This window comes from Bradyrhizobium sp. 157, from assembly GCF_023073815.1.
GTDB lineage: Bacteria > Pseudomonadota > Alphaproteobacteria > Rhizobiales > Xanthobacteraceae > Bradyrhizobium.
Window position 1 is genome coordinate 48,000 of record NZ_JADPKF010000032.1, and the last position, 13,221, is coordinate 61,220.

General features: G+C 61.4%; 12 protein-coding genes. 5 read left to right on the forward strand and 7 right to left on the reverse strand.

The features are described 5' to 3' along the window. Positions 1 to 2: 2 nt before the first annotated feature. Positions 3 to 1,607 carry a carboxyl transferase domain-containing protein gene (locus IVA95_RS06975; protein WP_247509837.1) on the reverse strand — a complete coding sequence of 535 codons (1,605 nt, stop codon included), beginning with the start codon at positions 1,605 to 1,607 and terminating at the stop codon, positions 3 to 5. Between the two features lie 113 nt (positions 1,608 to 1,720). Further along, the gene (locus IVA95_RS06980) at positions 1,721 to 2,893 is read right to left on the reverse strand and encodes an isovaleryl-CoA dehydrogenase (protein ID WP_247509838.1); all 1,173 of its coding nucleotides are present in this window, start codon (positions 2,891 to 2,893) and stop codon (positions 1,721 to 1,723) included. Positions 2,894 to 3,075: 182 nt separating this feature from the next. On the opposite strand from IVA95_RS06980, the gene IVA95_RS06985 reads away from it, so the two are divergent. Together IVA95_RS06985 and IVA95_RS06990 are read left to right on the forward strand one after the other, a co-directional pair. Next, positions 3,076 to 3,741, forward strand: coding sequence for a TetR/AcrR family transcriptional regulator (locus IVA95_RS06985; protein WP_247509839.1), 666 nt, complete (start codon positions 3,076 to 3,078; stop codon positions 3,739 to 3,741). A 10-nt stretch (positions 3,742 to 3,751) separates the two neighbouring features. Beyond that, positions 3,752 to 4,249: an Lrp/AsnC family transcriptional regulator gene (locus tag IVA95_RS06990; protein WP_247509840.1), complete on the forward strand. Its 498-nt coding sequence runs from the start codon at positions 3,752 to 3,754 to the stop codon at positions 4,247 to 4,249. A 55-nt stretch (positions 4,250 to 4,304) separates the two neighbouring features. On the opposite strand, the gene IVA95_RS06995 is transcribed toward IVA95_RS06990, so the two are convergent. Further along, positions 4,305 to 4,610: an ETC complex I subunit gene (locus IVA95_RS06995; RefSeq protein WP_247509841.1), complete on the reverse strand. Its 306-nt coding sequence runs from the start codon at positions 4,608 to 4,610 to the stop codon at positions 4,305 to 4,307. 222 nt (positions 4,611 to 4,832) lie between these two features. Here IVA95_RS06995 and IVA95_RS07000 point away from each other — a divergent pair, with 222 nt between their 5' ends. Beyond that, a complete protein-coding gene (locus IVA95_RS07000; protein ID WP_247509842.1) occupies positions 4,833 to 5,978 on the forward strand; it encodes an OpgC domain-containing protein in 1,146 nt (381 codons plus the stop codon). A gap of 29 nt (positions 5,979 to 6,007) precedes the next feature. On the opposite strand, the gene IVA95_RS07005 is transcribed toward IVA95_RS07000, so the two are convergent. From IVA95_RS07005 to IVA95_RS07020, 4 genes are all read right to left on the reverse strand, one after another. Continuing rightward, the gene (locus IVA95_RS07005) at positions 6,008 to 7,825 is read right to left on the reverse strand and encodes a carbamoyltransferase C-terminal domain-containing protein (protein WP_247509843.1); all 1,818 of its coding nucleotides are present in this window, start codon (positions 7,823 to 7,825) and stop codon (positions 6,008 to 6,010) included. 731 nt (positions 7,826 to 8,556) lie between these two features. Beyond that, positions 8,557 to 9,654, reverse strand: coding sequence for an amidohydrolase family protein (locus IVA95_RS07010; protein WP_247509844.1), 1,098 nt, complete (start codon positions 9,652 to 9,654; stop codon positions 8,557 to 8,559). A 38-nt stretch (positions 9,655 to 9,692) separates the two neighbouring features. After that, complete coding sequence (locus tag IVA95_RS07015) at positions 9,693 to 10,469, reverse strand: cyclase family protein (protein ID WP_247509845.1); 777 nt, start codon at positions 10,467 to 10,469, stop codon at positions 9,693 to 9,695. A gap of 45 nt (positions 10,470 to 10,514) precedes the next feature. After that, complete coding sequence (locus IVA95_RS07020; protein WP_247509846.1) at positions 10,515 to 11,498, reverse strand: fumarylacetoacetate hydrolase family protein; 984 nt, start codon at positions 11,496 to 11,498, stop codon at positions 10,515 to 10,517. An 87-nt stretch (positions 11,499 to 11,585) separates the two neighbouring features. Between IVA95_RS07020 and IVA95_RS07025 the strand changes: the two genes are divergently transcribed. Beyond that, positions 11,586 to 12,509, forward strand: a complete 924-nt coding sequence (locus tag IVA95_RS07025; protein ID WP_247509847.1) for an ABC transporter substrate-binding protein — start codon at positions 11,586 to 11,588, stop codon at positions 12,507 to 12,509. A gap of 11 nt (positions 12,510 to 12,520) precedes the next feature. Next, positions 12,521 to 13,219, forward strand: coding sequence for an FCD domain-containing protein (locus IVA95_RS07030; RefSeq protein WP_247509848.1), 699 nt, complete (start codon positions 12,521 to 12,523; stop codon positions 13,217 to 13,219). Positions 13,220 to 13,221: the final 2 nt, after the last annotated feature.

The window sequence follows — 13,221 nt, forward strand, 5'->3', positions numbered from 1 at the left end:
CATCACATCCTGAACAAGCCAAACTTCGTGGGTTCAATCGGCGCGTTGGCCGCGGCTGATAGACCAAGGCCCAACACCAGACGGGTGTCGGCGGGATCGATCACGCCGTCATCCCACAGCCGGGCGGTGGCGTAATACGGATTGCCCTGGCTTTCATACTGCGCGCGGATCGGCGCGCGGAACTTATCCTCTTCGTCGGCCGACCAGCTTTCGCCCTTCGCCTCGATATTGTCGCGGCGAACCTGGCTCAGCACCATGGAGGCCTGCTCGCCGCCCATGACGGAGATGCGAGCATTTGGCCACATCCAGAGGAAGCGCGGAGAGTAGGCGCGGCCAGACATGCCGTAATTTCCGGCACCATAGGAGCCGCCGATCACGACAGTGAATTTCGGCACGCCGGCGGTCGCCACCGCCGTCACCAGCTTGGCGCCGTCGCGCGCGATGCCACCGGCCTCGTATTTCTTGCCGACCATGAAGCCGGTGATGTTCTGCAAAAACACCAGCGGAATATTGCGCTGGCAGCACAATTCGATGAAGTGCGCGCCCTTCAGCGAACTCTCGCTGAACAGGATGCCATTGTTGGCAATGATGCCGACCGGATAGCCCCAGATATGGGCAAAGCCGCAAATCAGCGTCGCGCCGTATAGCTTCTTGAATTCGTCGAACTCCGAGCCGTCGACGATCCGCGCAATGATATCGTGCACGTCGAACGGCTTTCTGCCGTCGGCGGAGACCACGCCATAGATTTCCTCGGCGGAAAACAGCGGCTCCCGCGGCTCGCGCATGTTCAGCACTGCGCGCGTCGGCGGCTTTAGCGTGGCGACGATACGCCGAGCAATCCCGATCGCATGCGCATCGTTCTGGGCGTAGTGATCGGTGACACCGGAGTGGCGGGAATGCACATCGGCGCCGCCGAGCTCTTCGGCGGAAACCACCTCGCCGGTTGCGGCCTTCACCAGCGGCGGGCCGCCGAGGAAGATGGTGCCCTGGTTGCGCACGATGATGCTCTCGTCCGACATCGCCGGCACATAGGCGCCGCCGGCCGTGCAGGAGCCCATTACGATCGCGATCTGCGGAATGCTCTGCGAGGACATCTGCGCCTGGTTGTAGAAGATGCGGCCGAAATGCCGCTCGTCCGGAAAGATCTCGTCCTGCATCGGCAGGAAGGCGCCGCCGGAATCGACCATGTAGACGCAGGGCAGATTGTTCTGGCGCGCGATATCCTGCGCGCGCAGATGCTTCTTCACCGTCATCGGATAATAGGTGCCGCCCTTGATAGTGGCGTCGTTGGCGACGATCACGCATTCGCGGCCCGAAATGCGCCCCACCCCGGTGATGATGCTGGCGGAATGGACATCGCCGCCATAGAGCCCATGCGCGGCGAGCGGCGATAGTTCCAGAAAGGCAGTGCCGGGATCAACCAGCAGGTCGACGCGCTCGCGTGCCAGCATCTTGCCGCGCGCGGTATGCCGCTTGCGCGACACCTCGCCGCCCCCGCCGGCGACTACCTTGAGCTTCTCGCGCAGTTCGGCCACGAGACCCCGCATCACGTCGGCATTGCGGGCAAACTCTTGGGATGTCGGATCGATGGTGGAATGAAGCGGCATGGTCGGCGTTTTCTTTGGATGCGAGGGAGCCGTTGGAATGGCTTCAGGACAGTCGGACCGTAACGTTCGAGGAAGATATAACAGCCTGTATCATCTTTGCCTCGATGTGAAGTTCAAGCCGTCTTCTCGAACAGCTCCCGTCCGATCAGCATGCGGCGGATTTCGCTGGTGCCGGCGCCGATCTCGTAGAGTTTGGCGTCGCGCAACAGCCGTCCGGTCGGGTAGTCGTTGATGTAGCCGTTGCCGCCGAGGAGCTGGATGGCGTCGAGCGCGCATTGCGTCGCCTTCTCGGCGGCGTAGAGGATGGCGCCGGCCGCGTCCTCGCGCGTGGTCTCGCCGCGGTCGCAGGCTTTGGCCACCGCGTAGACATAGGCGCGCGAGGCATTCATCGTGGTGTACATGTCGGCGATCTTGCCCTGCACGAGCTGGAAGCTGCCGATCGGCTCGCCGAACTGCTTGCGTTCGTGCACGTAAGGCAGCACCACGTCCATGCAGGCCTGCATGATGCCGATCGGGCCGGCCGCCAGCACCGCGCGCTCATAGTCGAGGCCGGACATCAACACGTTGACGCCGCGGCCGACTTCGCTCAGCACGTTCTCCTCGGGCACTTCGCAATCCTCGAACAGCAGCTCGCAGGTATCGGAGCCGCGCATGCCGAGCTTGTCGAGCTTTTGCGCGGTGGAAAATCCCTTCATGCCCTTTTCGATGAGGAAGGCGGTGATGCCACGGGGCCCGGCAGTAGCGTCGGTCTTGGCATAGACCACGAGCGTATCGGCGACGGGGCCGTTGGTGATCCACATCTTGTTGCCGTTCAGCACAAAGCGGTCGCCCTTTTTTTCGGCGCGGGTCTTCATCGAGACCACGTCCGAGCCCGCGCCCGGCTCCGACATCGCGAGCGAGCCGACATGTTCGCCCGAGATCAATTTCGGCAGATACTTCCGTTTCTGCGCCTCGTTGCCGTTGCGGCGGATCTGGTTGACGCAGAGGTTGGAATGCGCGCCGTAGGACAGCCCGACGGAGGCTGACGCGCGCGATATCTCCTCCACCGCGATGCAGTGCTCGAGATAACCGAGGCCGGCGCCGCCATATTCCTCCTCCACCGTGATGCCGTGCAGGCCGAGCGCGCCGATCTTGGGCCAAAGATCGCGCGGGAACTGATTGCTGCGGTCGATCTCGGCGGCGCGCGGGGCGATTTCGTTCTGCGAAAACGCATGCACGGTCTCGCGGATCGCGTCCGCGGTCTCGCCGAGGTCGAAGTTGAGAAGCAGTGCCCTGTTTGAGGCCATTGGTTTCCCCCGAATGTCCTAGAATTAAACGATCATACGTTTTTTTACTATCCTCGCAAGTGAGGCCTGCTTAGGCTCAAGCGAACCCTGCAGCCAATTGAAATTACTATCTTTTCGTGCCAGTATTATACGGCTGCTTGCTCGTTTCCAGGCGGCGAACGCTCTCCACCCTCAGAGGCTCAATGGCGCGGACGATCGGCTCACACGGCCCCAGGACGATGGAGGCGATCCGCAAAGCCGGGCTGCGCCTGATCTTCGAGCACGGCTACGCCGCCATGAGCCTGCGCCAGCTTGCGGCCGAAGTCGGGATCCAGTCGGGCTCGCTCTACAATCACATCTCGACCAAGCAGGAATTGCTGTTCGTGCTGGTACGGGACCACATCAACGAGCTGCTGCGCCAGCTCGATCGAGCCCTGCAGGGGAAGCAACAGCCGATCGACAAGCTCCGCGCCTTCGTCGCGTTCCATGTCAGCTATCACATGACCAGGAAGCGCGAGGTCTTCATCGCCAATTCCGAGCTGCGCAGCCTGGAACCGAAGAACTACGAGGAGATCGTGGCGCTGCGCGGTGCCTATGAGCGGCGGCTTGCAGAAATTCTCACCGAGGGTGTCGCGGAAGGCGAGTTCGAGGTCGTTGACATCCAGGTGGCGACGTTTGCGATCCTGTCGCTCCTGACCGGCCTCACTGCCTGGTACCGGCCCGGCGGCCGGCTCACCAAGGAGGCGATCGTCGCCGCCCATGAGAAGCTGGTGCTATCGGGCGTCTCTCCCAGCGCGACGTCCGAGCGGGCGCGAACCAATCGCGCACCCTCCCCTGATGTCACGGCTCGCGGCAGGCCGGAGAGCTGACGAGGTGCCGATGCCCGAACGTCAGCCCCTCGACGAATTCGACCTGAAAATCCTGTCCGAGTTGCAGAAGGACGGACGCATCCGCAACAATGAGTTGGCTGAGAGGGTCGGCCTCTCGGAGCCTCCATGCCGGCGGCGCGTTCGGTCCTTGCGCGAGCGCGGCTATGTCAGTGCCATCAGAGCCACGCTTGACGAAAAGCTCCTTGGTTACGAGGTTATTTCCTACGTATTGATTCAGTTGCAGAGCCAGGCTCAGGCGACGTTGCAGGCGTTCGAAAAATCGATCGCGGCAATACCGCTGGTCCAGCAGAGCTGGCGCATTTCGGGCGACGCCGATTATCTGCTCAAATGCGTGGCGCGAAACGTCGAGGGCATGCACCAGCAGCTTCTGCAATTTTCAGCGATGCCCGAGGTCCGCAACATCAGAACCTTCCCGGTGCTTGGCGTCGCCAAGGATGCGCCACTGCCCATATTCCCAAATCCGGTAGCATCTGACCCGGCACAATAGCCCTCGCCGGCAACGCCTCGCGACGCGGGGGCTGCAAAGCGGGCCTACCAGACCGCTAGTGGGTCCAGGGCTCGACGCGCTTGAAGGCGAAATTGTCGGCGTAAGCGGCGGGCCGGCGAACCGAATCCTTGGGCTCGATCACCTGGTAGGCGATGCCCTTGCGCTCGCAATAGGCGATCGCGTCTTCCTTGGTGTCGAAGCGCAAGGTGAGCTGCTGCTTCATGTCGGAGGACGAGGTCCAGCCCATCAGCGGCTCGATCGCCCGCGGCTGCTCGGGCTCGTAATCGAGCTGCCATTCCTGGGGCTTGGCCCTTCCCGATTGCATCGCGTTCTTGGCAGGCTTGAAAATGCGGGCGGTCATTGGATGGTCGGGTCCTCAAGCGGTATGGAAGCGTTTGGTGGAAACGGCCGGGATAGTATAGAGACACCTTTCAGGAATTTGATCGGTGATTCCGGACCCCCGGATGTACCATTTCCGTGCCGGTATAGTCATTATGCCGTACTGTGACAATCCAGGGCTATCCGGCGCCCGGGACCCGGTCTTGCGGCGCGATCTTCCCGAAAGCATCACGAAGCGGCACCCATGAAAATCAACGCTACGCTGCCAGACAAAGGACGCGACCTCCGGCTCGACCTGTTTCGCGGGGTCGCGAACTGGTGGATCTATCTGGATCATATCCCGGATAACGTCGTAAACTGGATCACCGTCCGCAATTACGGGTTTAGCGACGCCGCCGACCTGTTCGTCTTCATTTCCGGCTATACCGCCTCGTTTGTCTATGCGCGGATGATGCTCGAACGCGGATTCATTGTCGGCGCTACGCGGCTGACCAAGCGGGTCTGGCAGCTCTATGTCGCCCATATCATCCTGTTCGTGATCTATATCGCCTCGATCAGCTACCTCGCCTTGCGCTTTGGCGACTCGGAGCTGGTCAACGATTTCAACGTCGCCGTCCTGGTCGACAATGCGACCGAAACGCTGCGACAGGGCTTGTTCCTGAAGTTCAAGCCGGTCAATCTCGACGTGCTGCCGCTCTACATCGTGCTGATGGGGCTGTTCCCGCCGGTTTTGTGGATCATGCTGCGGCAGCCCAATTGGACCTTGGCGGCCGCCATCGTGCTGTGGCTGGTGTCGCGGCAGACAGGATGGAACCTGTCCGCCTATCCGGTCGGCACCTGGTACTTCAATCCGTTCGCCTGGCAGGTGCTGTTCGTGTTCGGCGCGTGGTGCGCACTCGGTGGCGCCCGCAAGAACATGCACATCATCAACTCGCCGATCACGCTGTATGTGTGCGTGGCCTATCTGATCCTGGCGCTGGTCATGACCATGGCCGGCAAGTTTCCGGCTTTCGGCGACATGTTCCCGCAGTGGCTGTATTCGACCTTCAATCCCAACGACAAGACCAACCTCGCGCCCTACCGCTTCCTGCACTTCGTGGCGATCGTGATCCTGGTGATCCGCTTCGTGCCGAAGGAATGGCCGGGGCTGGAGTGGAAGATTTTCGATCCGCTCGTCGTCTGTGGTCAGCAGTCGTTGGCGGTTTTCTGCGTCGGCGTGTTCCTGTCATTCGTCGGGCACTTCGAACTGTCGATGAGCTCAGGCTCGCTGTTCGCGCAGATCTTCGTCAGCGTGACCGGCATCGCGATCATGACCATCGTAGCCTATTACATTTCCTGGTCGAAGCGGCAGGACAAGCCGCTCAAGCCGGCAGCGCCGAAAGCCGCCTGAGCGGCTTTCGGCTGAACCGCGGCACCGGTTCAGGCCGGTTGCGCGGTCGATGCCACCAGCATCCGCACGTCGGTGTAGATATTGACCGCCGGCGCGACCACCTTGTGCATCGCGTTCTTCGATACGATGGTGTCGTGAATGACGAGATGATCGACGCCGGTGGTCAGAAAGCAGTTCACGGCATCCTGCGGCGTTTCCACGATGGGCTCGCCCTTGATGTTGAATGAGGTGTTGATCAGCACAGGAACGCCGGTCAAGGCCTCGAATTCCTTCAGCAGGCGGTAGAGCATCGGATTGGTTTCTTCGCGCACGGTCTGGACGCGTGCGGTGCCATCGACATGCACGATCGCAGGGATCTTGTCGCGCCATTCAGGGCGAACCGGCTTGGCGATCAGCATGAAGGGCGAGTCCTCCTCGCCTTCAAAAATTTCCTTCATGCGCTCGGCCAGCACGATCGGCGCGAACGGCCGGAACGCCTGCCGGTGCTTCACGCGGCTGTTGAGGATGTCCTTCATCTCGGGCTTGCGTGGATCGGCCAGCAGGCTGCGGTTGCCGAGCGCGCGCGGCCCGAATTCGGAGCGGTCCTGAAACCAGCCGATCACCTTCTGGTCGGCGAGCAGTTTGGCGGTGTCGCGGCAGACATTGTCGCTCCTGACGGCGTCGACCTGGATCCGCACCAGAAATTTCTGCAACTCCTTGGCGGCATCCTGGTCGCTGTAGCGCCTGCCGACATAGGCGTGATCCATGACGAAGCTGCGGCGTTGCTTCAGGATTTCGAGCCAGCCGTAATAGGCGCAGCCGATTGCAATGCCGTCATCGCCGGCCGCCGGCTGGATCCAGACGTTCTCGAAGCCGGCTTCGCGGGCAAGCCGGCCGTTCGCCACGCAGTTCAGTGCAACGCCGCCGGCCATACAGAGGTTCTTCGCGCCGGTGGTTTCGCGCAACCAGCGGGCGCGGGCCAGCAGCACGTTCTCGGTGTCGTCCTGCGTGCGCCAGGCCAGGTCTTCCCAGTGCCGCATCGCCGGGTGTTTTTCCCAGTTGCTAGCGACGTCGAAGACATAAGGTTGCTTGAAGTCGGCAGCGGTCCAGTGCGGCACCTGCAGCTTGCCGTCGTCGGTGAGTTCGAGCAGATGCTTGACCTGATCGCGGCGGCCATAAGGCGCCAGTCCCATCAGCTCGCCGCACTTATTCCAATCGCCGAAGATGTAGGTCGAGGCGCGGCTGTAGAGCGCGCCGAGCCCGGGCATGGTGTAGAATTCGTCGCTGAGGAAGCCGCGGTCCGGCTCCATCCAGACCTTTTTCACGCATTCCAGTGTCGTGCCGCTGAACTTGTAGTAACTCTCCGATTCGCGCGCGAGCGGCGTGGCGACATCGCTCGCCGGAAACGATTCCATGACGTCGGCGCGGTAGCTGCCGACGCCGTCGACGATCATCACGACGCCATCCTCGAACGGCGACACCGCGAACGCGCTGTAGGCGTGCGCGAGGTGATGGGAGATCGTGACCACCTTGTCCGAATGCTTCAGATACAGCGGATGCTTGGCCGCCTCGTCGCGCTCGAACTCCGGCAGGAAGCCCGGCGCGTCGAAATAGACCAGTCGCTCTTCCATTTCCGGGACCGGCAGGATGTAGCAATTGCGCACCACCAGATCGACGTCGTCGAGCGTAATGCCTTCGGCTTCGAGGCAATAATCGATCACTTCTTTGTAGAAGCCCGAGGCGTGCTTGGCCCGCGTGATCCGCTCCTTGGCGATCGCAAACGCAATGGCGCCGTCGCGCAACAGGCAGGCGCTGACATCATGGTCGTAGGTATTCAGACCAAGGACATAAGTGTGTTTTTTGGGCATGGGTACTCGTGAAGGCGGGATCGTCTTGCGCTGAGAAATGGAAATCGTGTCGACATCAAGTTGCTGGCGTGGCCTTGCGGATTTTTTTCAATTCTAACTTCTGCGGTGCACCATCTTAAGTGTTCATCCAGCATTCAGATAGATGAATGGCGCAAGAGTCCTCGACAGACCGGCCGTAACTTGACCTTACCTGTCCTTCTTAATAAAGTCCCAAGAGCTCGAAAGAACCTTGTGAAAATATTGTGTTAGCGCATCTGAACTGAGAACTGTCTCGCGCGTCTAAGTGAGATAGTGCCGAAGTCCAGATGTTTGGAAGTGACCGGGAGATTCTCGAATGGCTAAACGCTACAATATCCTGACCCGCTGCCTTGCAGCGCTGGCTTTGTTGTTCGTCTACGTGGCCAGCACCTCTGCCATTCTGGTGGGCGGGACAACCACGTCCGCGCAGGCCCAACGAGGCCGAGGCTATCGCGGCGGCCGTGGCTTCTATCGCGGCGGTGGCCGTGGCTACTATCGCGGCCGAGGCCGAGGCTTCTATGGTGGGCCTGTTTTTGTACGCCCTGGCCCGCGCTGCTGGTGGAATCCCTACGGCGTCCGCGTCTGCAGGTGGTGATATAGCTCCGATCGCTGTCGGGTCAGACAAGATCATAGATGGAATCAGGCGTGCCAATGGCACGCCTTTTTTCTTTGGCCGATGCTTCCGCGCACAGTGAGCGCCGGCCGCGCTTGGCCTAGCTTGCAAGCCGCGGGATCAGCTTGAGCGCATTGCCGCGTTCGATCGACGTGATCTGTTCGTCCGTGAAAACGCCCGCCTCGCGCAATCCCTTTACGTGATCGCTGCCGGTCCGGTATGGGAAATCCGTCCCGAACACGATCTGCGACGGCGGAATGAGCGACGCCAGCGCCGACATCGCGGCGCGGTTGGACGTCTGTGCGGTGTCGTAGAAGAATCGCTTCAACTCGGCGAGCGTGCCATTGGGCACCGTCTCCTTGGCTTTCGGCACCAGCAGCGGATGCCGGACAAAGCGCTCGATCAGAAACGGCATCGTCCCGCCCGCATGCGAGAATATCCATCGGATATCGGGAAAGCGCCTTGCGTTGCCGGAGAAGACGATGTCGGCGATGGTACGCGTCGTGTCGGTGCCGAACTCGATCATCACGGGCGGTTGCGTCGGCGCCAGGTTCACGCAGCAATTGGCCGCGGTGGGATGGGTGTAGACCAGCGCCTTGCGGCGATTGAGCTCCTCCATGACCGGCAGGAACACCGGATCGCCGAGCCACTTGTCGCCGTAGCTCGTCATCAAGGCGATGCCGTCGGCCTTGAGCGTATCGAGCGCATAGGCGAGCTCGCGCAGGCTGCCTTCGGCGTCGGTGAGCGGCAGCATTGCGAAATTGCCGAACCGCCCCGGATAATCCGCGACCAGCTTTGCGGCATATTCGTTCGACTCGCGGCAGAGCCTTCGTGCGGTATCGCCCTTGGTGAAATTGACCGCGGGCGTGGTGACGGACAGCATCGAAGTGGCGATGCCGGCCTTGTCCATATCTGCGAGGGATTTCTCGATGGTCCAGTTCTTCATCAAGGGATCGCCGAAGCCGCTGTCGTTCGACGCGGTCACGTAAGTTGGCGCCGAGAGATGATGGTGAACGTCAATCCGGAACGGTTTTGCGTCGGCGATTTGTGCCCCTGCCCGGCCACTGCCGATCGCCGTCGTCATCGCCAGCGCGCCGGCGCCGAGCATGAAGCCGCGCCGGCTTGGTGCGGCGAATGACTGATTTGATTGACCACAGCAGAAGCATCCCCGCAGCGGGGCCGTGCGCAAATCCGTCATTCGTTTTCTCCCCGATCTTGTTGTTGTTTGTGCGGTCTTCAGCCGTCGAGAATGGCGACCGCGCGGGTCCAGCCGGCGGATGCGCGCTCGATCTTCACCGGGAAGCACGACACCATGAAGCCGGTCGACGGCAATTGCTCGAGATTGTGCAGCTTCTCGAGATGACAATAGCCGATGTGGCGGCCGGCCTTGTGGCCTTCCCAGATCAGGCTGGCATCCCCAGTCTCGGCGTACTTCTTCGCGGTGTAGACGAACGGCGCATCCCAGCTCCAGCCATCGATGCCGGTCAGGCGCACACCGCGCTCCAACAGATACATCGTCGCCTCGTAGCCCATGCCGCAGCCGGAGATGACGTAATCAGGCCTTCCGTATTTGGCGCCGGCACTGGTATTGACCACGACGATCTCAAGGGGTGACAGCGTATGGCCGATGCGTTTCAACTCTGCCTCGACATCCTTGGCGGTGGCGACATAGCCGTCCGGCAGATGCCGGAAGTCGAGCTTCACGCCCGGCTGAAAACACCATTCCAGCGGCACCTCATCGATGGTCCATGAACGCTCGCCGCGGTTCATGGTGGGATGGAAATGCCAGGGCGCATCCAGATGCGTGCCGTTGTGGGTGGAGAGCGATACCTGCTCCACCGCCCAGCCCTGACCATCAGGCAGATCTTCCGCCTTCAACCCTTCGAAGAACTGCAGCATGCGGGGCAGGCCTTGCTGATGATCGATGTACTGGATGGTCGGGTGGTTGCCGGGCGGATCGGCCGGCACGTCATTTTGCAGGGGGACGGAAATGTCGACCAGTTTGCGCGCCATGGCGTTTCCTCGCTGGATGTTTTTTTATGTAGCGTGGTCCAACGGCTATTGCCGCTCGACCCGGTTCTTCAAAATACCGATCTTTTCGACTTCGAGTTCGATCGTGTCGCCGTGCTCGAGATACCAGCCGAGCTCGAGCCCGCATCCATTACCGACAGTGCCGGATCCGATGAATTCGCCGGGCATCAGGGTCTCGTCCTGGCTGATGTGGGCGATGATCTCTTCGAACGAGAATAGCATGCCTTCGGTCACGCCCTGCGAGCGCATCTTGCCGTTGACGCGCGCTTCCATCTTCAATTTGTAGGGATCGCCGATCTCGTCCGGGGTGACGATCCACGGCCCTATCACGTTGCCGCCATCGAAACTCTTTCCCTTCGCCGGGCCAAGCCGCCCTTCCATCTCGATGCGCTGGGCATCGCGCGCGGAAAAGTCGTTGAAGATCGTGTAGCCGAAGATGTGATCTTTTGCCTTCGCCGCGGAGATATTGGCGCCCTTGCTTTTGGTAATGATGCCGAATTCCAATTCGTAATCCATCACCTGGCTATAGCGCGGCCACTTCACGTTGGTGTTGGTGCCGCGCACGCTGAAACGGTTGGTGATGTAATAGATCGGCTGCTTGCGATAGACCTCCGGCAACTCGCCGAGCGGCTCCGCCTCGATCCGCGCCAGCTCGGCCATATCGCCCTTGGCGCGTGCGGCGAGCTTGAGCTGCCCGCGCGGGGCCTGCAGGATATGCAGCGGGAACGACATGCCGTCCCGCATCTGCCGCGGCTCGGGGACCGGCGCGAGAATCTCAGTGGCATCCACCGATACGGAAAGGCTCTCGTCCTCGCCGTGTTTGTCGAACACCTTCGCAGCCTGTTCGAGCGCGGCGTCACCGGCATCGATCAGCGCCAGCATCGAAGCGAAGGCAGGATTGGCACCTCCGTTGCGGCTGGCCGCCGCCGCGAGATCAAAGAGCAGCCTGTCGCCGCTATGCACGATGGCGACCTTTTCCATACCGCCCGACTTGATTGTTGCGAGTTTCACCTGACGCCCTCTTGTGTTCCGATGAAATATATGATCAAAAAAAATATCGATAAACAAGCCTGAAAAATGTTTGATGGGGAGAACGTCGTGAAAAAGGTCCTTGCCGCCCTTGCGGTCAGTGTGGCGCTGACCGGTACCGCCTTTGCGCAAGCCAAGATCCAGGTCGGCTGCACGGCAACCTCGGACTGCGCCTCCGCGATGGTGGCGATCGACGAAGGCATTTTCAAAAAGCACGGCCTTGAGGTCGAGATGACGCCGATCGGCATCAACTCGAACATCCCGGCAGCGATCCTGTCGAACTCGATCCAGATCGGCGGGCCGACCTCGACGGTGTTTTTGCAGGCCGCCGACGGTGAACTCGATCTCGTCGCCATTGCCGGAGCCACCGTGATGAACCCGGTGTCGAACGGCAACATCACCGCCTTCATCCGCAACGGCATCACCATCAGGGAGCCGAAGGATTTCGCAGGCAAGAAAGTCGGCGCGCCCGGGCTGAATGCCTTCCTGCATGTATTGTTCGTGAAGTGGCTGGTGGAGAAAGGCGTCGACCCCAAGAGCGTCAATTTCGTCGAGGTCACCTTCCCGACCATGGCCGACATCATCAAATCCGGCGGCGTCGATGCCGTGCTGACCGCCGAACCGTTCGTGACGCGCATGACCAATGCCGGCCTCGGGTCGGTCGGCGCACGCTACGCGGTCGAACTGGCCCGCACCGATCCGATCATTTTCTACGCGGCCTCGCGCGAATGGGCCGACAAGAACGCCGCGGCGATCAAGAAATTCCGTGACGCGATCGCCGAGTCCGCCGTCATCGTCAACAACGACCGCGAAAAGGCATCGAACTCGATTTCCAAGTTTACCAAGCAGCCGATCGAGCTGGTCAAGGCGACGCCGCCGAACCGATCCGAACCGTCGTTGAAGCCCGAGCAACTCTCCTGGTGGATCGAGGTGATGTCGTCGCAAAAAATGCTGCAATCCAAGCTCGACACATCGAAGCTCGTCCTGAAGTAACGGATTGCGCGATGCCAGCCTTCGAGCGCCAACTGAACCGACCGGTGACCGAGGCCGCCACCTTGAGCGAGCGCGCGGCCGCGCTGGTCGAGCAGGACATTCTTGCGGGTCGTCTGGCGCCGGGATCGCGACTCGGCATCGTCGATCTGGTCCAGCGCTACGAGATCGGCGCGACGCCGCTACGCGAGGGATTGTCGCGGCTGATGTCGCGCGGGCTGATCGTGGGCACCGGGCAGCGCGGCTTCCGCGTCGCCGACGTCAGCCGCGAGGATCTGCTCGACATCACCACGATGCGCACGGCGATCGAGATCGAGGCCATCAGGCTGGCGATCACCCATGGCGACGATGCCTGGGAAGCCGGCATCGTCAGCGCGCTGCACCAGATGCGCCGCCATATCGAGCGAACCGGCGATGAATTCCGCGAGGGCGCGGAGGATTTCGACCGGCTGCACAAGGGCTTTCACACTGCCCTGCTGGCGGCGTGCGGCTCGAAGCGTTTGCTTGCAGCCCATTCCGATCTCTACGACCAGGCCTACCGCTACCGCCGCGTGATGATGCGTTCCGTCGACAGCGGCAAGAAATTCGTGCGCGCGCATCAATTGCTGGCCGAGCGGGCGATCGCGCGCGATATTCCCGGCTCGCAGACGATGCTGGAGGCACATCTGCGCTCCACCCTCAACTTCGTCTATCCTCCCGGCAGCGAGAGTTGAAC